This window comes from Neisseria sp. P0001.S005, assembly GCF_051963715.1.
The window spans coordinates 1-454 of record NZ_JBQCTZ010000601.1 but is presented as its reverse complement, the minus strand read 5'-3'; the positions used below and the strand labels follow the sequence as shown (position 1 = coordinate 454).

Genomic DNA, 454 nt, shown 5'->3' with positions numbered 1-454 from the left:
TTTTGAGCACGATTACCAGAACGGGCATTTGCCAAGTAAGCAGTAACCAGTTGGTGAACCAGAGCTTCATTGTATTCACGAGCAAACAAAGCATCAGAAACAGCCAAGCTGCCAGATACTTGTCCTTTAGCGTCAATTACTTTCAATTCCATTACGCACCTACTTTCACGCTAGGACGAACCACGACGTTGCTGTTAACCGAACCCGGAACAGCACCTTTAACCAACAAGAGTTGGCGTTCAGCATCAACACGTACAACTTCCAATTTTTGAACAGTTGCTTTAGTGTTACCGTATTGACCTGCCATACGTTTACCAGGGAACACGCGACCAGGGTCTTGTGCCATACCGATAGAACCAGGAACACGGTGAGAACGGGAGTTACCGTGGGAAGTACGTTGAGCACCGAAGTTATGACGTTTGATCGTACCAGAGAAACCTTTACCTTTAGAGGT

At 46.5% G+C, this 454-nt stretch carries 1 protein-coding gene and 1 pseudogene; both read right to left on the bottom strand.

Features of this window, described 5'->3' with window-relative positions:
• Positions 1-152, bottom strand: a pseudogene (locus ACTHSP_RS21915) (50S ribosomal protein L4); the annotation flags it as partial.
• Positions 152-454 (bottom strand): 50S ribosomal protein L3 (gene rplC, locus ACTHSP_RS21910; RefSeq protein ID WP_440347001.1); only part of this gene is annotated, 303 nt, incomplete at its 5' end. The pseudogene ACTHSP_RS21915 and the gene rplC, both read right to left, overlap by 1 nt.